Origin of the sequence: Klebsiella sp. BDA134-6 (genome assembly GCF_015601345.1) — a bacterium.
Taxonomy (GTDB): domain Bacteria; phylum Pseudomonadota; class Gammaproteobacteria; order Enterobacterales; family Enterobacteriaceae; genus Klebsiella; species Klebsiella grimontii.
Window position 1 is genome coordinate 2,918,625 of the sequence record NZ_CP064784.1, and the last position, 22,916, is coordinate 2,941,540.

19 protein-coding genes are annotated in these 22,916 nt (G+C 55.2%); 8 read left to right on the forward strand and 11 right to left on the reverse strand.

What is annotated here, in order from left to right:
• Positions 1–4: 4 nt before the first annotated feature.
• Positions 5–565 carry an RNA polymerase sigma factor gene (locus IYV58_RS13455; protein ID WP_049114469.1) on the forward strand — a complete coding sequence of 187 codons (561 nt, stop codon included), beginning with the start codon at positions 5–7 and terminating at the stop codon, positions 563–565.
• Between the two features lie 17 nt (positions 566–582).
• Here IYV58_RS13455 and IYV58_RS13460 read toward each other — a convergent pair whose 3' ends face one another.
• From IYV58_RS13460 to IYV58_RS13475, 4 genes are all read right to left on the reverse strand, one after another.
• A complete protein-coding gene (locus tag IYV58_RS13460) occupies positions 583–1,218 on the reverse strand; it encodes a TetR/AcrR family transcriptional regulator (RefSeq protein WP_004120479.1) in 636 nt (211 codons plus the stop codon).
• An 11-nt stretch (positions 1,219–1,229) separates the two neighbouring features.
• Positions 1,230–1,427 carry an efflux RND transporter permease subunit gene (locus tag IYV58_RS13465; RefSeq protein WP_032741851.1) on the reverse strand — a complete coding sequence of 66 codons (198 nt, stop codon included), beginning with the start codon at positions 1,425–1,427 and terminating at the stop codon, positions 1,230–1,232.
• A 181-nt stretch (positions 1,428–1,608) separates the two neighbouring features.
• Positions 1,609–2,061, reverse strand: coding sequence for a nuclear transport factor 2 family protein (locus tag IYV58_RS13470; RefSeq protein ID WP_049112116.1), 453 nt, complete (start codon positions 2,059–2,061; stop codon positions 1,609–1,611).
• A 30-nt stretch (positions 2,062–2,091) separates the two neighbouring features.
• Positions 2,092–3,417, reverse strand: coding sequence for a glycoside hydrolase family 10-like protein (locus tag IYV58_RS13475; protein ID WP_004120475.1), 1,326 nt, complete (start codon positions 3,415–3,417; stop codon positions 2,092–2,094).
• A gap of 272 nt (positions 3,418–3,689) precedes the next feature.
• On the opposite strand from IYV58_RS13475, the gene IYV58_RS13480 reads away from it, so the two are divergent.
• Both IYV58_RS13480 and nqrE read left to right on the forward strand, forming a co-directional pair.
• Entirely contained in the window at positions 3,690–5,228 is a 1,539-nt protein-coding gene (locus IYV58_RS13480; protein ID WP_004120474.1) for an EAL domain-containing protein, read from the forward strand.
• A gap of 120 nt (positions 5,229–5,348) precedes the next feature.
• Positions 5,349–5,960 carry an NADH:ubiquinone reductase (Na(+)-transporting) subunit E gene (gene nqrE / locus IYV58_RS13485; RefSeq protein WP_227676931.1) on the forward strand — a complete coding sequence of 204 codons (612 nt, stop codon included), beginning with the start codon at positions 5,349–5,351 and terminating at the stop codon, positions 5,958–5,960.
• A gap of 104 nt (positions 5,961–6,064) precedes the next feature.
• On the opposite strand, the gene ivy is transcribed toward nqrE, so the two are convergent.
• Positions 6,065–6,508, reverse strand: a complete 444-nt coding sequence (ivy, locus tag IYV58_RS13490) for an Ivy family C-type lysozyme inhibitor (protein ID WP_004120472.1) — start codon at positions 6,506–6,508, stop codon at positions 6,065–6,067.
• A 96-nt stretch (positions 6,509–6,604) separates the two neighbouring features.
• A complete protein-coding gene (locus IYV58_RS13495; RefSeq protein WP_004120471.1) occupies positions 6,605–6,766 on the reverse strand; it encodes a YqaE/Pmp3 family membrane protein in 162 nt (53 codons plus the stop codon).
• Between the two features lie 318 nt (positions 6,767–7,084).
• Here IYV58_RS13495 and IYV58_RS13500 point away from each other — a divergent pair, with 318 nt between their 5' ends.
• Positions 7,085–7,336 carry a hypothetical protein gene (locus IYV58_RS13500; protein ID WP_227676919.1) on the forward strand — a complete coding sequence of 84 codons (252 nt, stop codon included), beginning with the start codon at positions 7,085–7,087 and terminating at the stop codon, positions 7,334–7,336.
• 24 nt (positions 7,337–7,360) lie between these two features.
• Here the strand turns inward: IYV58_RS13500 and IYV58_RS13505 are convergent, their stop codons facing one another.
• Positions 7,361–8,245 (reverse strand): SDR family oxidoreductase, encoded by an 885-nt coding sequence (locus IYV58_RS13505; protein WP_004120468.1) that lies wholly within the window; start codon positions 8,243–8,245, stop codon positions 7,361–7,363.
• 247 nt (positions 8,246–8,492) lie between these two features.
• Here IYV58_RS13505 and treZ point away from each other — a divergent pair, with 247 nt between their 5' ends.
• The 3 genes from treZ to glgX are packed head-to-tail and all read left to right on the forward strand — an operon-like array spanning position 8,493 to position 14,895.
• Entirely contained in the window at positions 8,493–10,280 is a 1,788-nt protein-coding gene (gene treZ / locus IYV58_RS13510) for a malto-oligosyltrehalose trehalohydrolase (protein ID WP_142446538.1), read from the forward strand.
• Positions 10,277–12,817, forward strand: a complete 2,541-nt coding sequence (gene treY / locus IYV58_RS13515) for a malto-oligosyltrehalose synthase (protein ID WP_195729682.1) — start codon at positions 10,277–10,279, stop codon at positions 12,815–12,817. Before treZ ends, treY begins: the two co-directional genes overlap by 4 nt.
• Positions 12,818–12,819: 2 nt before the next feature.
• Positions 12,820–14,895, forward strand: coding sequence for a glycogen debranching protein GlgX (glgX, locus tag IYV58_RS13520; RefSeq protein WP_142468920.1), 2,076 nt, complete (start codon positions 12,820–12,822; stop codon positions 14,893–14,895).
• A 43-nt stretch (positions 14,896–14,938) separates the two neighbouring features.
• Here glgX and lpdA read toward each other — a convergent pair whose 3' ends face one another.
• The 4 genes from lpdA to IYV58_RS13540 are packed head-to-tail and all read right to left on the reverse strand — an operon-like array spanning position 14,939 to position 19,843.
• Complete coding sequence (lpdA, locus tag IYV58_RS13525; RefSeq protein WP_195729683.1) at positions 14,939–16,336, reverse strand: dihydrolipoyl dehydrogenase; 1,398 nt, start codon at positions 16,334–16,336, stop codon at positions 14,939–14,941.
• Positions 16,320–17,849 (reverse strand): 2-oxo acid dehydrogenase subunit E2, encoded by a 1,530-nt coding sequence (locus IYV58_RS13530; protein WP_004120456.1) that lies wholly within the window; start codon positions 17,847–17,849, stop codon positions 16,320–16,322. Before IYV58_RS13530 ends, lpdA begins: the two co-directional genes overlap by 17 nt.
• A 3-nt stretch (positions 17,850–17,852) precedes the next feature.
• Positions 17,853–18,872: an alpha-ketoacid dehydrogenase subunit beta gene (locus IYV58_RS13535; RefSeq protein ID WP_004120454.1), complete on the reverse strand. Its 1,020-nt coding sequence runs from the start codon at positions 18,870–18,872 to the stop codon at positions 17,853–17,855.
• 11 nt (positions 18,873–18,883) lie between these two features.
• Positions 18,884–19,843 carry a thiamine pyrophosphate-dependent dehydrogenase E1 component subunit alpha gene (locus IYV58_RS13540; RefSeq protein ID WP_004120452.1) on the reverse strand — a complete coding sequence of 320 codons (960 nt, stop codon included), beginning with the start codon at positions 19,841–19,843 and terminating at the stop codon, positions 18,884–18,886.
• A 243-nt stretch (positions 19,844–20,086) separates the two neighbouring features.
• Here IYV58_RS13540 and IYV58_RS13545 point away from each other — a divergent pair, with 243 nt between their 5' ends.
• A complete protein-coding gene (locus IYV58_RS13545; RefSeq protein WP_320158088.1) occupies positions 20,087–22,840 on the forward strand; it encodes a LuxR C-terminal-related transcriptional regulator in 2,754 nt (917 codons plus the stop codon).
• Positions 22,841–22,916: the final 76 nt, after the last annotated feature.

A 22,916-nucleotide genomic window follows, 5' to 3' on the forward strand; every position in this document is an offset into this window, starting at 1 on the left:
CACAATGAAAAACGGCATCGTGGCGGAGTCACGGCTTGTTTCCGCCCTCAACGCCTGCCGTTCGCGGCTGAAGGCTTTTATCCGCGGACGGACCCCGCTGCGCGATGAGGCGGACGATATCCTGCAGGAAGTGACGTATCAGCTCATTCGCGTCGAGCAACCGGTGGAGAATATCGCCGCCTGGTTGTTCCGGGCGGCGCGCAACGAAATGACCGACAGGGCGAGGAAAAAACGCGAGCTGCCGCTGGCGGGCGGCTTCAGCGAGGAGGAAGAGGGCGATTTTCCCGAGGACGAGCTGGCCGAAACGCTGTTTGGCGTGCCGCAAACGCCGGAGGATGAGTATCTGAAAGCGCTGCTCTGGGAGGAGCTAAACCAGGCGCTTTCGGAGCTGCCGCCCGCCCAGCGTGAGGCATTTGAGAAAACCGAACTGCAGGGGTATAGCTACCGGGAGCTGGCCGAAGAGTCCGGCGTCAGCGAACAGGCGCTGCTCTCGCGTAAGCATAAAGCCGTTCTCTACCTTCGCACCCGCCTGCGTAGCCTGTACGATGAGCTCCTGGCCGGTTAGGCGTATTCCGGCCCCTTTCACAGGGCGCCGGATGATGATGGCTTATAGCCCCAGGCCGTGAGGAACACGCTAATCGCGCACTCGGCGAGAGGCTCCAGCGTTTCTGCCGCCAGCGCATTTTGCGCAATTAAGGCTCCCGGCAGCGGATAGCCCATAATCGCGCCGAGAAACGCCGTCGCCTGGAGCTGCGGGTCGCTGAGGGTCAGCTGACCCTGATCTCGTTTCTTAGCGAGGATATCGCTGAGCGCCTGCAATACGCGTCCTGAGGGGCGTTGTTCGAGCGTGACGTAAAGCTCGGGCTTCTGCACCAGCACCTGGATAAGCAGGCGTTGAAAGTGAATATTCTCCGGCGCATAAAAGTGTTGTTGCACCACTTTCGCAAACCCCCGCAGCAGCGCCGGCAGATCCTGCTGGCTGTCCTGTAGAAGCTGTTGCAGGGGCGGCTGCATAGCGTCGTTGAGAAAGGCGAACGTCTCCAGCAGCAGCGCGTCTTTTCCGCCGGGGAAATGGCTGTACAGCGTCGGTCGCGTGGTTCCCGCTTCGGCGGCTATGGTATCGAGAGACACATCAAGACCGTGCTGCAGAAACAGCGCCCGGGCGGTTTGTAAAATGCGTGGGCGGGCTTTCATCGGCCGCCCGCGTTGATTTCCCATCAGTTGAGTCCTTACCGTTTGCGCCCTTTAAGGCGCATCATTCCTTGCTGTACCAGCAGGAAAAAGAGTGGAGCGAAAAACAAGGTCAGCTGCGTCCCGGTGAGTATGCCGCCGATGACCGCGGCGCCTGTCTCTCGTTGGCTGGAAGCCCACGCGCCGGTAGAGAGTACCAGAGGGATTACGCCAACAACAAATGCGAGTGAGGTCATCACGATGGGGCGCAGGCGCGCGCTTCAGAGCCGCGTCGGGCAGTTTTTTCCTTGCTGAAACTGCGCCAGGGCGAATTCAACGATCACCCGGCTCAGCGGCTCCTGCAGGGAGCTGACGAGAAAGTGGCTCATATCGAGGCTGGTTGCGAGGGGGGATGAGCAGGAAACGCCTGCTCAGGATTTAAAACATGCCGTTGCCGCTGGCGGTTTTTTGCGGAACGTTCTGAGTCACGTCCCAGTGTTCAACGATTTTATGCTGCTCGTCGACGCGGAAGATATCGATAATCGCCCGCGTCACGCCCGGCTCGCGACCGGTGACCTCAACGTGCAGGATCACATGATCGCCATCGACAAACGCCTGCTTAATTTCACTGTGGGAGTCGGGATATTTGTTCTTGAGGAAGGCGATAAACTGCTGAAAGCCCTCCACGCCGTCTTTCGCCATCGGGTTATGCTGTATGTAGCGGTCTCCGAGATAGGGTCTGGCGGCGGCAAAATCTTTGTCATTTAACGCTTTATTATAAAAATCAATGACATTCTTTTTATTCAGCTGTTCATTTTCACTGTTTCCCGCAAAAACGACGGGCGTCAGAGCGCAGAACAAGGAAAAGGCGACGATCGATTTTTTCAACATAACATTCTCCGGTAGAGGCAGGTATGGGAATCAACCTCCCCAACGGCTTTTCAGGTAGTTAACGGCCTGCTGGGTTTGCGGCTGATTGAGGTAATTCTCTCTGAACAAAATCGTGCCCTGAATTTGCGGCATGGATTCATTCAGATCAAGCTGCTTTTTCAATTCCGGCACGCCGCCGTTAATCATCCAGTCGGGTTCGTTCTTCGACGGTTCGCCCACCTTGTACAGCGCCACGCCGATATAGAGGCGGGTATGGGTGGGTTTCACCACGTCAGCCCACCACTTTGCCAGCACGTCGTAGCGGGCCGCATCGCGGGCGAAGGGCCAGTAAATCTGCGGCGCGATGTAGTCCAGCCATCCCTGCTGCACCCAGAGACGGGTATCGGCATAGGACTCATCGTAGGCCGCCGCGCCGCGGGTGTCGGAACCGGCCGGATCGTGGGAGCGGTTGCGCCAGACGCCTGCCGGGCTGACGCCGAATTCAACCTCGGGGTTCAGCTGCTTGATGGTGCGGGAAACCTGCTCGATCAGCAGCTGGGTATTATGCCGCCGCCAGTCCGCCTTCGCGGCAAATCCCTGACCGTACTGCTGGAACGTCCGGCTGTCGTTCAGCGCCGATCCCGGCGATTCGGTGTAGAAATAGTCGTCGAACTGGACGCCGTCAACCGGGTAATGCTCCACGACTTCCGCCACGATACTGGTTATCCAGTCGCGCACTTCCGGGATGCCCGGATCGAGCACGAAGCGATCGCCGGAGGTGCGTATCCACTCGGGGTGCAGAACGTATACGCTGGCGGGAACCTTCGATAGCGTGCCGTTAAGCTCGGTGACGGTTTTCGCCCGGGTGTTGACCGAAACGCGATAGGGGTTAAACCAGGCATGAACGCGCATCCCGCGCTTATGGGCCTCGTCCAGCATGAATTTGAGCGGATCGTAGCCCGGATCCTCGCCGATTTTCCCGGTCAGCATATCGGACCACGGCAGGATCTTCGATGGCCAGAGCGCTGTGCCATCCGGTTTCACCTGGAAGAAGACGGTATTAATGCCGAGGCTCTTTAAATTGTCCAGCTTGGCAATCAGCGCCTGCTGCTGGAGGGCGATACGTCGGTCGGCCGTAATGCCGCCATTCACCGATTCCAGCGGCGGCCAGTCGAGGCGCGAAACGGTTGTCAGCCACACGCCGCGTACCGGCTCATGGCTTTTGGGTAACGTCGGTTGTCTGGTCGCGGGCGGCATGGGCGTGACGAGAGAAACGGGCGGTTTGCTGCCGCAGTGGGCCAACAGCAGCGCAGCAGCTATTGCTACGGCGGATATTTTCACCTTGTCCAGGAGAAACTTACGAGAGCGGATCGTCATGATATTAGCCAGTTTTTCTGGTCAGCGCACAAAAGAGTCATTTTCGTATTATTTGACCTTAAGTCAATAGTTTAGCCACGGATGCAGCGGCGAAAGCACGCAAGCTTCAGACGAATAAAACGCCTCTCGCGTCACGCAACGGTTTGCCATGATATATCATTGATATGCATTAAAACTTGATCCGTTCAGGGCGAGTATAAACAGGATTTATTAAAATTTGGTCAAACTATTGACCGTCAGCCCGCTGCGGCGAGTCAAACTGGATTAGCACAATGAACGACTCCTTATCACGCCATCATCTGTGGATATTCTTATTTTTAATTGCGGTGCTGAGCCTCGGTACAGGGCTTTGTTACTGGCAAATGCAAAAAAAAGTAGATAACGATATTCATGCGCGACTCCAACAGGCGATAGCCAGCCTTGATGTAACCGTTTCTCATGCGGAGCAGGCCGCTAATATGGCTGAGCCGTACTATGGGAAAAGCTGTAATGAGAATGTCCTGACGGAACTACGCACGCTGGTGGCCACTATTCCCGATGTGCGCACGGTGAATTTAGGTAAGGATAATGAAATATACTGCACCTCGGTTTATGGCGGACGAAAATTTCAGTTCGATCGCCGACAATATACGCATGGCGCTTTACGTCTGCTGAGCGGCAGTGAAATCACGCCGCTCCATCCTTTGATGGTTTACAGCGAACAGGACGGCCGGGGAAATACGATTCTGGTGGGCGTGGATGGCTATTATTTATACAACATTTTAAACGTTCTCGACGGCGACGCTCATCTGTATCTTCAGGTTGGCGACCGGGTAATGACCCACAAAGGGGAAGTGACGACAACCCCGGGTATTCTCGTTCCCGTACGCATGGAATCAGAGCAGTTTCACTATTCGGTTATTGCCGACCGCCACTACGCGTCAGGCCCCGGCGCATTTATCCGTTATGAACAACACACCCTTATCGCGATTATTCTGGCCTCCTTGCTGCTGACATTTTTGTTCAGAAACTACCTCCGCTACCGGAATACGATCGAGTATCAGCTCAGGCAGGCTATCGAACTTAAACAGCTCAAACCCTATATTCAGCCGATTATCGGCAACGACACCGGTCAGATCGTCGGCGGTGAAGTGCTGGTGCGCTGGGAGCATCCAAAACAGGGGTTTATTGCGCCGGATAAATTTATCTCCGTCGCCGAACAGACCGGCCTTATCAAAGAAGTGACGGCGATTTGTTTTGCTGAGGTGAGTCGCCAGCTCCGGCGACAGCAGTCCGTCATTCCCGCGGGGCTGTTTATCTGCTTTAACACCAGCTCGGTAAATTTTCAGGACGACGAAATTGTGACCCTGTGCCAGACGTTTACCCAGCAGATGAAAGCGGAAAAAGTACGCCTTGTCCTGGAAATAACCGAGCGGGAGTCGATTGCAAATACCCTGCAGACGTCAGCGGTGACGGACCAACTCAGGCGTATTGGCGTGCAGTTTTCGCTGGATGATTTTGGTACCGGGCACGCAAACTACAGCTACATCCAGCAGTTTAATCCGGAGATTATCAAAATCGATAAGGTGTTTACCTTCAACATTGTGACCAATAACGCTTCAGCGCTGGTGGTGATGAATATGGTCAATCTGGCGAAAAAATTTCATTGCCAGATTATTGCTGAGGGCGTTGAGGATAAGGAGCAGCTTGAGATGCTTAAAAATATGGGCATTACTCTCTACCAGGGCTACTACTTTTCAAAACCGGTGCCGGTTGATGAATTTATTAAGATGCTTCCGCGCACGTTTCTCCAGCGGAGAGAGGGCGAGTAAAGGCGGCTGTCCCGCCTTATCAAAACTCAGGAAATTAAAAGGTGATCGACTCGGCAAAACCGAGTCTTTATTGCCTCTTGCACCTGAAAGTTTGGCATGATTGAGAAACAACTCAACAACATGGAGGTTGTCTTGTTTGAATCTCATCTCAATATTTTTATCCGCGCGGTTTTTGTCGAGAATATGGCGCTTAACTTTTTCCTCGGTATGTGTACTTTTCTCGCTATCTCCAAAAAAATCGATGTCGCATTTCGTCTCGGCGTGACGGTAACCGCGCTGCTGGCCATAGCGACGCCGATTAACAACCTGATTTACAATCATCTGCTGAAAGAGAACGCCCTGATCGAAGGGGTCGATCTGAGCTTCCTCGATTTTATCACTTTTATCGGCGTTCTCGCGGCGCTGGTGCAGATCCTCGAGATGGTCATCGATAAATACTTTCATGCGTTGAACCATGCTTTAGGCCCGTTTCTGCCGTTATTAACCATTCACTGCGCCATTTTCGGCGCGACCATTTTTATGGTGCAGCGTGAATACAGCTTCTTCGAGTCAGTCACTTACGGTACCGGGTGCGGTATTGGCTGGGCGCTGGCGATCGTGGCGCTGGCCGGTATTCGCGAAAAGCTGAAATACGCCAATATGCCGAAGGGGGTGCGCGGGTTAGGCAGCGTATTTATTACCGCCGGGCTAATGTCGCTGGGGTTTATGTCGTTCGCCGGCATCTCATTGTAACCGGAAAGGGAGGTTATTCTGCCGTCCAGACCCGGGGTCAGAGCGGCAGAATAGGTATGACCGGATTACCGTTTCGGCCACAGGCGTCAGTTTTGAGCTACCGGCTACTGCTGAAAGTTAAATGCGTCGGGATGGTTTTCCAGACTGCCGCTCAGGGCGGCAAAGAGCACCGTTTTACCATCGATGGAAAGATCGTCGCTAACGTTAAGCCAGGTCAGTTTCTCCTGGGCGGTTTTTTCATCAACGCTAGAGAAAAGACCGGTCATCTGTCTGGATTTTTCAGACCATAGCACTGCGAAGCGTTCCGCCGCGCAATCATGCGGTTTACAGACGCTGAGTACCTGGTAAGTCTCCGCGCCAAGCTTCACTGTTCTGGCTGGCGAGGCGGTACCGCCCGTACTTATCCAGGCGGGCAGAGTGTGACCTTTTACCATTTGACTAAAGGCTGCCGGTTCCTTTTTGACCAGACTGTCCAGCGTAATATCGTCTTGTGCCATGGCGTTGGTTGCTGCAGCCAGCAAAATGATAGCGGTTAATTGTTTAAGCATAAAATAGCTCCTGCGAACTTTCTGATTCCGTTTAATGTCCGGGGATAGCCCGGCGAGCGCCGGAATGCCGGGAGTCAAACTATAAGACATTTCTTATTAGGTGTTTTTGGTTTGAACCCAAAAAGCGTGAATAAGCCCTGGAATATAGCCGAGGATAGTTAAAATAATATTGAGAATGAAAGCCCAGCCGAACCCTTTACCCAACAGCACGCCGAGTGGGGGTAGAATAATCGTCAAAACAATTCGCCAAAAACCCATAATATCTCCCTGCTTAGTGAGTTAGCTCATGTTTATTTTAGCGGTTACGTCTGGTTTTGCAAATTTTAACTTTTTGAATAATAAGACTGCTAATATTACCAGCACCCTGATACTACATATTTAATAAAGAGAAAAGTCGCAATTCACCAATCTGACATATATAAGATTATTCTATAATATCGCTTACATCAATCGTGCTGACGGAGCAAGAGTGCTCCAGAGTAAACATGTTTAAACGTCAATAAGGAATGCAGGTAACGAGGCGGGAAGTGCGCTACACTCGCAGGCAGTTTTATCCAATCGTGAAATGGCGGCGGCATGGACAACATCATCCTGTATAAAGTTATCGTCATCATGGTCATTGTCTGGTGGGGCTGGAGCATACTGAAAAGTAAGCAGAAACAGAGGAGCCTGGAGCCCGCCATTGCGCAGGCGAATGCCAGAGAGCGTTATCAGTGGCGTTATTTCAGATGGGGCTGGAGAGTTTTGCAAATGCGGTTTGTATTTGCTGATCATCCTTATCCAGTTCCTTGTACGCTGCTAGCGTTTGTCGCTGCGGCGTGCGAATAGAGCACGACACAGCGACGATCTCTCTTATGCTACCCCGGTGCCGCCGTCAGAGCACCAGACCTGACCAGAAGCGTAGGAGCAGGCGTCGGAAGCCAGGAGTACGTAAAGGGGCGCTATCTCAACCGGCTGTCCCGGTCTGCCGAGCGGCGTATCCCCGCCAAACTGCTGAACCTTCTCCTGCGGCTGGCCGCCGCTTGACTGCAGAGGCGTCCAGTAGGGGCCCGGCGCCACGGCATTAACGCGGATACCGCGCGGACCCAGCTGCTTGGCCAGCGATTTCGTAAACGCAACGTTGCAGGCTTTGGTCTGGGCGTAATCCAGCAGGATCTCGCTGGGTTTAAACGCCTGGACGGAAGAGGTGTTGATGATAGCCGCGCCCTCAGACAGATGGCGGAGCGCGGCTTTTGTTATCCAGAATGGCGCATAAACGTTGGTTTTAAAGGTCGCGTCAAAGGCGGCGGTACTCAACGCCTCGATAGATTCACAATACTGCTGCCTGCCGGCGTTGTTAACCAGAATATCCAGCCCGCCAAGCTCCGCGACCGCTTTTTCGACCAGGGTATCGCAAAATGATTCAACCCGGATATCGCCGGGAATAGCGACGGCTTTTCTGCCCTCGGCCTGTATCAGCGCGATAACGGCAGCCGCGTCGGACTCCTCCTCCGGCAGGTAGCCGATCGCGACATCCGCACCTTCGCGCGCGAAGGCGATAGCCACTGCCCGGCCAATACCCGAATCACCGCCGGTAACCAGCGCTTTTTTCCCCACAAGCTTCCCGGAACCGATGTAGCTGGTTTCGCCGTGGTCGGGAAGGGGCTTCATTTCAGATGCCAGCCCCGGTGGTTGCTGCGGCTGCTCGACAAACGGCGGAAGTGGATAGTGTAGCGTTGAATTATTTCCTGTTGTCATACCGGCCTCCTTAATAAATGAAATTTAAGATTAGTCAATTATTGCGTCCGGGGGATAAAAGAAGCGTAAACCAGGAATAATTAACGACTTAAAACCAGGAATTATTTACCTGACTTTTAAGTCAACATGCATTACAGACAAGGTATTTATAAATAATAGACTTAACGCCACCAGCGCACTTGGCGCATCCTGGTCTAATCTTATATTTCGTGCCGCGTTATCTGAATAAGTCGCCTGAGGACATTGAATGGAATCCATATCGTTTCACAAGCATTGGGGGGCGGAGTTTATTGCCGCTGACACTGTCCGTTTTCGCCTCTGGGCTGAAGGTCAAAAGAGAATGATGCTGAGCCTGAAGACGCGGGATATACCGATGGAAGCCGCGGGTGAGGGCTGGTTCCAGATTGACGTCCCCGGCGTAAAGCATGGCGATGAATATATGTTCCTTTTAGCCGACGGCAGGCGTATTCCCGATCCGGCCACGCGCGCGCAGCGCGATGATGTTAACGGTCCCTCGGTGGTTATCGACCCCAGGCTTTTTCAGCCGGTTAACGATGGCTGGCAAGGGCGGCCATGGGAAGAAACCGTCATCTATGAACTCCATCCGGGCACCTTTACGCCAGAAGGCACCTTTCTGGCCGCCATCGATAAGCTGCCTTATCTGGCAGAGTTGGGGATCACCCAGATAGAGATTATGCCTGTTGCCCAGTTTGGCGGTTCCCGCGGCTGGGGTTATGACGGCGTATTACTTTACGCTCCGCACGCCGCGTACGGCGCGCCGGAGGATTTTCACGCCTTTATTGACGCCGCTCACGGGTTAGGGCTTTCGGTGGTTCTCGATATCGTTCTCAACCATTTTGGTCCGGAGGGCAACTATCTCTCTTTGCTGTCGCCGGGCTTTTTTCATCAGAACCGGATGACCCCCTGGGGTAACGCTATCGCTTATGAAACCGAGGCCGTGCGGCAGTATATTACCGAGGCGCCGCTATTCTGGCTTACCGAGTACCATCTTGATGGGCTGCGCTTTGATGCCATCGATCAGATTGAAGATCGCTCCGCCAGGCATGTGCTGATAGAGATCGCCGAAAATATCCGCAAAGCCATCCCCGACCGCCATATCCACCTCACCACCGAAGACAGCCGGAACGTCATTTTCCTCCATCCGCGCGATGAGGACGGCCAAACGCCGCTATTTACCGCCGAGTGGAATGATGATTTTCATAACGCCGCCCACGTTTTCGCCACCGGCGAGACGCACGCCTATTATCAGGATTTTGCGCATCAGCCCGCCAGTAAGCTCGCAAGGGCGCTGGCCGAGGGATTTGTCTACCAGGGTGAGATTTCTGCGCAAACCGGGAAGCCCCGCGGCGTGTCCTGCGCAGCGCAACCGCCGCAGTTTTTTGTCGACTTTATTCAGAATCACGATCAGACCGGGAACCGTGCGCAGGGGGAAAGGTTGATCTCCCTTGCCGGCGCCGGGAAAACGCGCGTTTTGCTTGCCGCGTTGCTTCTGTCTCCGCATATTCCTTTGCTGTTTATGGGCGAGGAGTTCGGCGAGACCAATCCCTTTTTGTTCTTTACCGATTTTCAGGGTTCCCTCGCGAAGGCGGTACGGGAAGGGCGGGCGAAAGAGTTTGCCGGACACGCGGGACATGACGAATCCGTCCCGGACCCGAACGATCCCCGGACCTTTATCCGTTCTAAGCTCGACTGGCAGAAGGCGGCAAGCGAGGAGGGGAAATCCTGGCTGCGCTTCACGCGCAACCTCATCTTGCTGCGCCATCGCTATATCGTCCCGCTGTTGGCGGCAGGGGGCGCCGTCGAGGGCAAGATCCTGCACACGGAACCACAGGCGCTGGCCGTTAGCTGGCAATTTGCCGGCGGGACGCTCTCTGTGGCGCTGAATATCGGCGAGGAGCCGCTTGCGCTGCCGGCAATACCCGGCGAGGTCATTTTTAGCTGGCCGGAACAGCAGGAGGCATTAATGCCAAACAGTATTGTTGTCCGTTTTGCACATGGAGAAGCCTCAGTATGATCCCTTCTGCGACTTATCGTATTCAGTTCCGTAACGGCATGACTTTCGATCGCGCGGCGGCGCTGGCCCCCTATCTTCAGAGGCTCGGTATCAGCCATCTTTACGCCTCGCCGATATTTACGGCTACCACCGGCTCCACCCATGGCTATGATATTACCGATCCTAACGAGATCGACCCGGCCATAGGGGGCCGCGAAGGGTTTGACCGGATGGTAAAGGCGCTGCGAAATGCGCAAATTGGTCTAATCCTGGATATTGTGCCTAACCATATGGCGACCTCGCTGGAGAATCGCTGGTGGCGGGACGTTATCGAGCAGGGCAAGAACAGCCACTGGGCGAATTATTTCGACATTGACTGGACGCGTCCCGTTACGCTGCCGTTTCTGGGAGATACCTTTGAGGCGGAGCTGGAGAGCGGGGCGCTCGCACTGAAACGCGACCCTGAAACCGGGAAACCGGCGTTCATCTACTATGACCAGGCCTGGCCCCTGAATCCTCAAACCCTGGCGACAGGTGAGCAACTACTAACATCCCCTGAACGCGATGCCATTCTGGCGCTGCATGAGGCGCAAAGCTGGCGGCTGATGTCCTGGCGGGAAGCGCCCAGGCAGCTCTCCTGGCGGCGTTTTTTTGAAATTACCGGCCTGATTGGCGTCAGGGTTGAAGACCCTGCGGTATTTGACGACACCCATCGACTTATCCTTGAACTGGTGCATTCCGGCATCGTCGATGGTCTGCGTATTGACCATATCGATGGCCTTGCCGACCCGCTGGGGTATCTGCAGCGACTGCGCCAGGCAACCGGGCCAGAGTGCTACATTACGGTGGAAAAAATCCTCGCGAAGGGCGAACAGCTGCCCGCCGACTGGCCGGTGTCCGGCACCACAGGGTATGAGTTTATCGCTTCGCTGGCGGAAGTACTGGTGGATGACAATAACCTCGACCAGCTGCAGCAGGTGCATGACGACGCGCTCGGCGGAACGGTGGATCGCCGCAAAGCGCTGCGCGAGGCGAAAGGCCTGATGGCGGATCGCAATTTTGAGGGGGAATTTACCACCTTATTGAACCTGGCTCGCGAACTGGCGCAGCGTAACGGCATGGCGGTCGAGAGCGACGCGCTGCGCCACGCCCTGCGCGAACTGCTGCTGGCCTTCCCGGTCTATCGTACCTACGGCACCGCCGAAGGGCTGACCGCAGGCGATATTACGCTGTTAAACCGGGTGGTTGACCAGGTGAACGCCGAAGAAAACCGCCCCGATGCCAACGCGCTTAACGTTATTATCGCTATCCTGACCGGCAATCTGCAGGAGAGCTGCCTCGACATCGCTTCACTCTTCAGGACCCGTTTTCAGCAGCTCACCGGGCCGTTAATGGCGAAATCGGTCGAGGATACGCTGTTCTTTCGCCATAACCTCGACCTGGCGCTGAATGAAGTTGGGGCCGATCCTACGCCTCGCGCCTTCTCTTTGTCTCGCTTTCATCAGGAGATGCGCATCCGTCTTGCCCGCCAGCCCGATGCGCTGCTGGGGACGTCGACGCACGATACGAAACGCGGGGAAGATGCGCGCGCCCGGCTTTACACCTTAACGGAAGCCCCGCAGCTGTGGGGGGAAAACCTTGCGCGCTGGCGTCAGATGAATCAAACCCAGGTGCGTTTTTTGAACGACGGCACGGCGCCGAACGCGGCGGATACGTGGATGATCTATCAGGCGCTGGCGGGCGCATGGCCTGCAACGCTGTTGCCGGACGATGCCGAAGGGCTGAAATCGCTCGAAGCGCGTTTTCTCGCTTTTATGGAAAAAGCGCTGCGCGAGGCCAAGCAGAGAACCGACTGGATCGACAGCAATGAAAGCTATGAAAGCGTGGTGCTTAATTATGCGCAGCAGCTATTTTCTGCGGATAATTCGCGTTTTCTCAACGATTTTCACACCGCCTTACAGCCTTTTATCCGTGCCGGACTGGTAAACAGCCTCAGCCAGACGGTGATAAAACTGACCGCGCCCGGCGTGCCGGACATTTATCAGGGGAGCGAGGCGCTGAACTTCAGCCTTGTCGATCCGGATAACCGACGTGAACCCGATTTCGCCGTCCTTGCGCAAAACCTTCATACCCGGAATGCGGATCTGTTCACCCGCGAATCCGCCTGGCGAGACGGGCGCCTGAAACAGTACGTTACCGTTTCTTTTCTCCGATTGAGACAGCGGCATTCAGCGCTCTTCCATTATGGTGACTGGGTACCATTAAAAGTCTCCGGGGAGAGGGAGGATAATCTTATTGCCTACGCGCGCATCAGCGGAGAGGAGGCCCTGATCGTGGTGGTTCCTCGCCTGGCGTTTGACGTTGCGGCGCACGGATTGGCGGAATCTTCCGCAAGGTTATGGGGCAATACTGCGGTAACAATACCAGACGATCTGGCCGGGAAATGTTTTCGCGATGTGTTAAGCGGCGAGAGCCGCCTGGTGGAAACGTCCCTAGATCTGGCGTCAACTTCCGGGTGGTTGTTGACGCTTATTAGCGATGAGCAACGGGGAGAATAACGATGCGCAAGGAAAAAGCTTTTGAAATACGGCCCGGTGACAGTCAGCAGCTGGGGGCTAATTTTGACGGAAAAGGCGTTAACTTCGCGCTCTTCTCCGCGCACGCTGAACGGGTTGAGCTGTGCCTGTTTGATCCTTCAGGGAAAACGGAAATAGCCCGGCTGGAACTGCCGGAATATACGCACGAAATCTGGCACGGCTACGTGCCCGATCTTCAGCCTGGGGCGTTATATGGTTATCGGGTTTACGGCCCGTACGATCCGGAAAACGGGCATCGCTTTAACCCAAATAAACTGCTTATCGATCCCTACGCGCGGGAGCTGGCAGGCGATATCGCGTGGAACGAGGCGCATTTCGGTTACGAGCTGGGCCATGAGGAGAAAGACCTCAGCTTTGATACCCGCGATAGCGCGCCTTTTACGCCAAAATGTAAGGTAGTCGACCCGGATGCGTTCGACTGGCAGGGGGAAAATCGCCCCGACATTCGCTGGCCGAATACGGTGATTTACGAAACGCATGTGAAAGGGTTTACCCAGCTTAATCCGGCGCTCCCCCCCGAGCTGCGCGGCACATTCGAGGGGCTTGGGCATCAGGCCTCCGTCGAGTATATCAAGAGCCTCGGCATCACTTCCGTTGAGCTGCTGCCCGTTCACTGGTTTCCCGATGACCAGCATCTGCTTGACAGGGGACTAAAAAACTTCTGGGGTTACAATACGCTGGGCTTCTTTGCCCCCGCGTCCCGTTACTATGGGCCCGCAGGTATTGCCGGATTCCGCAATATGGTGCGCGCTTTTCATGATGCCGGTATTGAGGTGATCCTTGACGTGGTTTACAACCATACCGCGGAGGGAAATGAGCTGGGCCCGACGCTCTCATTTAAGGGCATCGATAATTTCTCCTACTACCGGACGATGCCGGATCGGCATCGTTATTACATCAATGATACCGGGACGGGAAATACGGTGAATACGTCCCATCCCCGGGTACTGCAGATGGTGATGGATTCGCTACGCTATTGGGCTCAGTCCATGCACGTTGACGGCTTTCGTTTTGATCTTGGAACTATTCTCGGCCGTGAACCGGAAGGGTTCGATCCGCGAGGCGGTTTTTTTGACGCCATAACCCAGGATCCCGTGCTGGCAAAACTTAAACTGATCGGCGAGCCCTGGGATATCGGCCCCGGCGGTTATCAGGTTGGCGGTTTTCCGCCAGGCTGGGGCGAGTGGAACGACAAATACCGCGATACGGTGCGGGAATACTGGAAGGGAGATAACGTATCTACCGATTTTGCCGCCCGTTTGCTGGGATCGGGGGATCTGTACGATTTACGCGGCCGCCGCCCGTGGGCCAGCGTCAATTTTATTACCGCTCATGACGGCTTCACGTTAAACGATCTGGTTTCGTATAACGAGAAGCATAATGAAGCCAACGGTGAGGATAATAACGACGGGCACAATGATAACCGTTCCTGCAATTATGGCGAGGAAGGGCCGACGGAAAATCAGGCTATCGTCGCGGTCCGCGAACGCCAGAAGCGTAACTTCCTCACCACGCTATTGTTCTCCCACGGCACCCCGATGCTACTGGCCGGGGACGAATTTGGCCGTACGCAGCAGGGAAATAATAATGGCTACTGTCAGGACAGCGAGATTTCATGGATCAACTGGGAAGCGCTGTCCGAAGATGACCACGCATTACGCCATTTCACCCAGCGCCTGATTGCGCTACGCGCGGAACAACCGCTTTTACGGCGTGAAAGCTGGCGCGATGGGCTCGAGATACGCTGGTTTAACGCCGGCGGCGGCTTGCAGCAATCTGAGCAGTGGGATGAAGGGTCAACGTTAGGCCTTGCCATCAGTCGACCCGACCTCGAAGAGGAGAAAGGGATCTGGCACGACGTTCTGATACTCTTCAATCCCTTTGAGGGCGATGTTGCGTTCCAGATACCGCAGTTCGGCGAAGGCGGCTGGGTTCTTGAGCTGTCGACCGCTGAAGAGAAAAGTGACGGCGTCACTATTACGGAAGCGATTGATTTTATTCTGGCCGGGCGCAGCATTGCGCTATTCAGACGGCCTTAGCGCACAGATAAACCCGGCGTTGAATGCCGGGTTTGTACTGTCATTATTGATGCAGCGGATGACCACTGGCAGCAAGGATGGATTCATGCATGGCTTCAGAAAGCGTGGGATGAGCAAAGATCATCGATAAGAGACTCTCATCTGTGGCCTCCAGATGATGCGCGATACCAAAACCCTGGATCTGTTCAGTGACCTGCTCGCCAACCATATGCGCGCCCAGCAGTTCGCCGGTTTCGGCGTCGAAAATAGTCTTAACAAAACCCTCCGTCTCACCGCTGGCCAGCGCCTTACCATTCCCCTGATACGCGAACTTACCAATCTTGATCGGCCGTCCCGTCTCGCGAGCCTTCGCCTCTGTCAAGCCCAGGCTGGCAACCTGCGGCCGGGCATAGGTACAACCGGGCACGTAGTCGCGGTTAAGAGGGCGTATGCCTTCGATACCAGCCAGCGCCTCGACGCAGATCATGCCTTCGTGGCTGGCTTTGTGCGCCAGACACGGCGGGCCGGCCACATCGCCGATAGCATAGAGCCCAAAGACGTTGGTTCGGCAGGCGGCATCCGTCTTGATAAACCCGCGGTCCAACTCGACTCCCAGCGCTTCCAGCCCCAGGCCTTCCACATTAGGCTGTACGCCCGCTGCCAACAGCACACGTTCGACTTCCAGGGTCTGTTCGGCGCCGGTGGTTTTCAGGGCGCAGCGCACGCCCGTATCGGTGCGCTTTACCTGCGTCAGCAGAGTTTGGCTATGGACGTGTATACCGCGTCGTTCGAACGATTTACGCACGGTAGCGGATACTTCGGCGTCTTCAAGGGGCAGAATCTGCGCGGCTTGTTCGACCAGCGTCACTTTGCTGCCAAGATCGTTATAAAGGCTGGCGAACTCCACTCCGATGGCCCCTGACCCGATAATTAATAGAGACTCCGGTAAGCGCTCAGGCTGCAGGGCCTCGAAATAGGTCCAGATTCGCTCGCCATCTGGCTCTACTCCTGGCAACGCTCGCGGCCGGGCGCCAGTCGCAAGGATCACATGATCTGTGCGATAGTCGCGCTCTTCCCCCTGGGGATCGGCGACCGTGACTTGCCCCTTACCACGCAGCCGGGCGGTGCCGGCTATGACCGTCACGCCATTTTTCTTCAACAGGTACTCGACACCTCCGGTAAGCTGTTGCGACACGGCGCGGCTAAACTGCACCAGTTTCTGCAGATCGAAACTCACCTCGCTGAGACTAAAACCCAGCCGATCGGCATGCGCAATACTGTGCGCCACCTCTGCGCCATGCAGCAGCGCCTTGGTTGGAATGCATCCCCAGTTCAGGCAGATGCCCCCTAAATGCTGCTTCTCCACTAATGCGGTACGAAGCCCTAGCTGGCCGGCACGAATGGCGGCGACATACCCCCCAGGCCCGCCACCTACTATCAGTACATCATATTTGTCGTGCATAGCTCGTCTCCCCGATAAACAACAGCGTCGGTGTTTCCACCAACCGCTTGAGCGCCTGGAGAAAAGCCGCGCCTGACGCCCCATCGATGACCCGGTGATCGCAGGACAGCGATACGGTCAGTTGATGGCGGACGACGATCTGTCCGTCGCGAACTACCGCTCGGGGCTCACCTGCGCCAATCGCAAGGATCGCGCCCTGGGGTGGGTTGATGATGGCGTCAAACTGCCTTACTCCGAGCATGCCCAGGTTTGACACGCTAAAGGTGCCGCCCTGGAACTCTTCGGGCTTGAGCATGCCCGCCCGGGCTTTGGTTATCAGAGAATGAACTTCGTTTGATATGTCGCTTATCGACCTGCTGTTGGCCGAACGTACGATAGGAGTAATTAACCCGTCTGGCAGCGCAACCGCCACGGAAATGTCGGCATCGGCAAAACGGCGTATGCTCTGGGTAGCCTCATCAAACTGTATGTTAACGTCCGGCACGGCTATCAGCGCCATGGCGCAGGCTTTAACCAGCATATCGTTAACCGAAATCTTGACGCCGGGTACTTCGCTGTTGATTTCCTTACGTAATGCTAAGAGTCGATCCAGGTCGAGATCGACGGTCAAACGGAAATGAGGTGCATGTTGCTTGGACATTTGCAAACGACCAGCGATCGCTCGCCGCATGCTGGACATCGGCAACGTCTCAAAGGCTGTCGCTGACGTGGTTTGTGGAGCCCCGGTCTGGGGTAGCCCATCCAGCAGCAAAGCGGCCGCCAGCACATCATCGCGACTCACCCGTCCAAGTGAACCGCTTTTGCGGCAGTCGTGCAGGTTGATCCCCAGTTTTTTGGCCAGACGGCGCGCCAACGGGGTTGCCGATACCTGGCTATCATCGGTATGCGAACGCGGCGCTTTGCCGGAACGAACTGGCGGCGGCGGAGAGGCGATGCGGCCGCCTGCGGCAACGATCGCGCTCTCCAGGTCAGCCACGGAGATACGCTCGCCGCGCCCGCTACCGTGGACCTTTTTCAAATCAACGCCCAACCGCGCGGACAGACGTAACGCATGGGGAGTGGCATTCACCTGAGTCGGATCGGTTTTGCCTTGTAAGCTGATGGGTACCTCGGTCAGCCCAATGGATGCCGCAGGCTTATTGGCGGGGGCCGGTACAAAGGAGGGCGCCGCGGTCGCTACAGCAGGCTCGGTCGTCTGCATGACAGGAGCTGCTGGCTGCGCCGCGCCCAGACTGGCCGCGAAGGCATCCAGTTCAGCCTCGCTTACCGAAGAGTCAGCGACCAACGCTAAAACAGCGCCGACCGGGAGGGTATCTCCCACTCGGGCGATTATCCGCCGTAGCGTACCGGCGAAGGGGGCCTCCAGAACATTGACGATTTTACTGGTCTCAATTTCACAGATTTCCTGCCCTTTGGCGAAGCGGTCACCCTCCTGGATGGCCCACCGTGCGAGCACGCCTTCCTCCATTGAAAGACCCCACTTCGGCATTTCAAGTGTCCTGATATCGCTCATAGCTTAATCCTCCAGCACTTGACGGACGGCAGCTTCGATACGTTCAACGCCAGGGATCCAGAGTTTTTCGAGAGCAGGGGAGAACGGTACCGGGGTGTGTGGTGGTGTTACCAGAACAATAGGCGCTTTGAGGAAATGGAATGCCTGGGAAGCAATCAGCGCGGCGACATCATGAGCAAAGCCAAAACGCGCAGCTGACTCGTCGACAATGACCACGCGGCCTGTAGAAGCCACTGATTCCAGAATACCTTCTTCGTCCAGAGGCGAAATTGTACGTGGATCGACCACCTCCACCGAGATCCCCTCGCTGGCCAGTTTGTCGGCGACCTGGTTTGCTTTATGTACCATTGCCGACAACGCGATGATGGTGACATCCTCACCTTCACGGGTATAGTTGGCGACGCCCAGGGGAATGGTATAAATCTCGTCCGGTACCTCGCCCTTGAGGTCATAAAGCATTTTATGCTCGCAGAACACCACCGGATCGTCGTCGCGAATCGACTGGATCAGCAGCCCTTTGACATCATAAGGCGTTGATGGCACGACCACCTTGAGCCCCGGTGTGGTCGCAAAAATATTATAGGGTGACTGCGAATGCTGGGCTGCAGCAGAAAAACCAGCGCCGATCATGCCCCGCATCACCAGCGGCGCCTTCGCCTTGCCGCCAAACATATAGCGGAACTTTGCGGCCTGGTTGTACAGTGCATCATGGCTAACACCGAAAAAATCCATAAACATCAGCTCTGCCACCGGCCGCAGACCCGTTGCTGCGGCGCCGGCAGCCATGCCGACGATCGCCGACTCCGTAATGGGGGTGTCGATCACCCGCTCGGAGCCGAACTGCGTCCACAGCCCTTTAGTAACGCCGAGCACGCCTCCAAAGGCCTCTATCCTCGCTTCTTCGGGCGCATTTCCGCCGTGACCGCCACGCAAGTCTTCACCAATCAGAACGACACGTTCGTCGTGCTCCATTTCCTGGGCCAGGGCTTCCTTGACCGCTTCTCGATAGGTTTTTATAGGCATTGTGATCACCCTCAGTATGAGACGTAAACGTCTGTAAGCAGGTCTTCCGGAGCCGGGTAGGCAGCGGCGCGGGCTTTGAATACAGCATCATCGACAAGTGCTTCAACCGCCGCGTCGATCGCCGCCAGTTCCTCAAGGGAGATGTGTTGTTCGACCCTGGCAGTGAAAATCTTCAGCGGATCATGTTGTTCGCGCAGACGTTGAACTTCGCCCTCAGCACGGTAAAGCGCCGGATCGCCCTCAAAATGACCGTGCCAGCGGAAAGCTTTGGCCTCAATGACGCTTGGGCCTCCACCTTCTCGGGCGCGCTTGACCGCCTCTGCGGTGGCATCGTAAACGGCAAAGAAATCGGTGCCATCAACCGTCACTGCCGGTAAACCGAAGCCCGCGGCGCGCCCGGCGATATCACGACCACCGACGGCGTAGTCATGGCCCGTTCCTTCGCCATAACCGTTGTTCTCGAAAATAAAGATGGCAGGGAGTTGCAGCACGACTGCCATGTTAATGGCTTCAAATACCAGACCCTGATTAGAACCGCCGTCACCAGTAAAAGAGACCCCAACGTTCCCGGTCTTAAGGGTTTTGGCCGTCAGCGCAGCGCCGATGGCTAACGGAGGGGCGCCACCCACAATAGCGTTTGCACCCAGCATACCTTTCGACAGATCGGCAATATGCATAGAGCCCCCCTTGCCCCGGCATAATCCGCTGTCCTTACCGAATATTTCAGCCATCATGCCGTGAATATCGCAGCCTTTGGCAATACAGTGGCCATGTCCACGGTGCGTGGACCCAATAAAATCAGCGTTAGTCAGATTTTCGCAGACCCCCACCGCAATGGCTTCCTCACCGGTATAAAGGTGAATGAAGCCCGGAATATCACCGCTGGTGTTTTCCTGATGCAAACGCTCCTCAAACGTCCGGATTTCGCGCATCTTACGGTAAGCCTGGAGTAAAGCCTGTTTGTTAAGCATCACTTAATTCTCCTCAGTAACGGTCGTCAGGCGGGCAGGCTGGAAGCCCTTAACCACGCCGATGCAATGAATCTACGAGTGCGACGAGGAGGTGCGAAGCCACCTTCATGGGGGGGGTAGGAGGGGGTTTACATGCTTGAGGTCAAACTTTATAAATTTTATGTATCTATCGAGAGGGACGGTTCCATGTCATCCCGGGCTCTGGCGTACAATTGATAAAAAAATACGAGTAGATAACTACGGATGAAGCCATCGGATTTTAAAAGTCGTCAGGCAACTTCACTGGTCTCCGGGCCATTGCGGCTGACGAGAGATTTGCCGCTAATCCTGACCAAATTCGTCCCACCACGCTCTTCGATACGGCTGCTACAGCGCTCACGGCTTCTTCTGCTCCTCGATCGCATGCAGCGACGCCGTCTGGGTGTCGTTTGCGCGGGAGCTGGATTTGGCAAAACCACCCTGTTGGCGCAGTGGTATCAGCAAATGATTGCCCAGGGCGAACGCGTTGCCTGGCTTAGCCTCGATGAGGATGATGATGGCGTATGGCAGTTCATTCCATATCTGCTGCAAGCATTGCGGCCGCTCTATGGTGATTGGGACGCCGACTTTTGGCGCAACATAGAAGAACAGACGCTCTCCAGTTCGCAACAGCTGCTGGCCGGGTTGATTAACCAACTGCATTACTGTCCGCACGACCTGTATCTGATCGTTGATGACTTCCATATGATCAATGATGCCGGTGTATATGAAGCCCTGGGATATTTGCTCAAGCATGCTCCTGCCGCCTTGCATCTAATCATTGGCAGCCGTTTCCACCCCAGTCTGTCCCTGAGCCTGCTTCAGGCGCAGGACCAGCTGGTGGAAATTTATGATCGAGACCTGCAATTTACGCTCGAAGAAACCAGAAACTATTTCAGCCAGACGATTGATGTACCACTCAGTAATCAGCATGTACAGCGGCTACGTTCCGCGACAGAGGGGTGGATCGCCGGCATGAAAATCGCTTCGTTGTCCCCAGAATTGCTCAATGATCCAGAACATCTGCTGCGCAATATTCGTGGTGGAACCCGCGCCATCGCCCGTTATCTGAAAGAGGTGGTACTTGACCCATTGCCTGCGGAAATTTTTGATTTTCTTGTCAAAACGTCGTTTCTTAATCGTTTAAATGCCGGGTTATGTAATGGGGTTACAGGGCGTGATGATAGTGAAGCGATACTGGCATGGATTGAGCGGCACAATCTTTTTTTGTCAGCCCTTGACGAACAAGGCTGCTGGTTTCGCTACCATCCTCTTTTGCAGGAAACCCTGCGAACGATATTGCAGCAGAACAACGATATCAACCTCAAGCATTTACATGAATTAGCCAGTCATTGGTTCGTTGAACAGAGATTGTGGTCCGAAGCGGTACGCCACGCACTTGCAGCGGGCAAGCCGATCCATAACCCCGGGCAGGATGGTGCAGGAGCGCAGTCACTGGCGGAAGAAGGGGATATAGATACCCTGGTTTCCTGGATGCATCACTTACCCGCAAGTACTGACCCTTCGCGCATTGACCTGCAAATCAATTTGGCCTGGGCGCTGGCGCACTATTTCCGCTTCGATGAATCAAGGCAGTTGCTGGATAATCTTGACCAAATGGTCGTTAATCAACGTGATGATATAACCCCCAACGCCTGGCTCAAATTACGTGTCGTGCGCGCAATTTGCGAAGCTTTTGCCGAGAAAATCCCGGAAAGCCTGGCGATTGTTGAGCCGTTGCTGGCTAAAGTGCCCTGCGGAGACACCTGGGTCGATGGCCTCATTTGCAATATTCTGAGCTACTGCCACGTGGTTAACCAGCGCTATACCGACGCTCTTGAGGTTCAACGGCATATGCCTTGCCCGGAAAGCCCGCTCGACAATCTGTTTGTCTCGGTTTATCGCGCTTTTATCATTACTCAGTGCCATCTTGGTCAGGGTGACCTGGAGAACGCCTGGGGGTATGCAGAGAATGCATTGCGCCAGGCTGAGCGTTTTACCGGCCCTCAGTCGACCAGCGGCGCGACGCTTGCGCCGCTGCTGGCGGAAATAGCTTACGAACGTAAGAACCTGGACTCATTAAATACGCTGTTAGCAGACAGACTCGAATTTATCGATCGGTTTGGTCCCCCCGACGCCTTGAGTCGCTGCTATACCTATCTTGCGCGCCAGGCCTTAAATGACGATATGCCGCATGAGGCAGAACGGCTGCTGGAACACGCGCAACGACTAGCGGTGTCTCGCGGATGGCAACGGCCGCAGGCTTTATTGTTAGCAGAGCAGGCGAGAGTGCGCCTGCAGCGCGCGAATTATCCAGGCGCAGAGCAGCTGCAACGGCAACTCGAACAACTGGCCGCCCATGCCACAATTGATGCCGAAAATCCCTGTCAACGCGCAATAGCTCAGCATGCAATCGTCAGCCGCAGCCGCCTTCTTCTGGCGTCAGGCCAGGCGCCACAAGCCAGCCTTTTACTGGGCGAACTCGTGACTGAGCAGGAGCGTCGGGGCGACCGGCTATCCGCAGCGCGACTTCGTACGCTATGGTCATTATCCTTGTGGGATAGTGGCGAAAACGCGGCTGCCGTGGCTGCATTGCATCCCACCTTGCAATTAGCGGCACAACAGCATCTCAAACGAATTTTTCTTGATGCTGGCGAGGCATTGCAGCTTCTGCTTGTCCATGTACGCGAAACCTCAGCAGCCAGCGAAGGGGATGACCATTTGCCCGTGAAAAGGAGCGAGTCTGAAGGCAAGCGGATTCAGCGTGAAAATAGTGATGTTAACCTGGATCTCAGTGAGCGAGAGCAGCAGATATTACAGCTGATTGCTGATGGTCAGATGAACAAGGAAATCGCTCGCTCTTTGACTATCTCTACTGAGACGGTGAAATGGCACATCAAGAACATCTACGCCAAGCTCAAAGTCAATAGTCGTACGCAAGCCATGAGTCGGGCTCTGGAAATGAAGTTACTGGATTAATAATGTGAGTAATGTGCAAATCTAATCAAAAAGTGAATATGTCAATGGCATCTATTAGCTGACTTTTTACGGGCTG